Here is a 263-nt window from a genome sequence, read left to right on the forward strand (position 1 = left end):
AGTTAGCACTTAGCGAAAATATGGGTACCTTTGCTTTAATAATGGCTAACCTGTTTGTGGTATTTTTTGGTTTAAGCTGGGGCCCACTTGTGTGGGTACTGCTTGGTGAAATGTTTAATAACCGCATTCGCGGCGCCGCGCTTGCAGTTGCTGCTAGTGCGCAGTGGATAGCTAACTTTGCTATTACTATGACCTTCCCTATCATGCTAGGTAGTATTGGTTTAGCTGGCGCTTATGGCTTTTATGCCTTATCGGCATTTATT

1 protein-coding gene is annotated in these 263 nt (G+C 44.1%); it reads left to right on the forward strand.

Annotated elements, in window-relative coordinates; translation table 11 throughout:
- Positions 1 to 263: MFS transporter (locus tag AAEY62_RS23010; protein WP_350636750.1), on the forward strand; the 263-nt coding region annotated here is incomplete at both ends.

The organism is Pseudoalteromonas sp. GW168-MNA-CIBAN-0100 (genome assembly GCF_040309225.1).
Taxonomy (GTDB): Bacteria; Pseudomonadota; Gammaproteobacteria; order Enterobacterales; family Alteromonadaceae; genus Pseudoalteromonas; species Pseudoalteromonas arctica.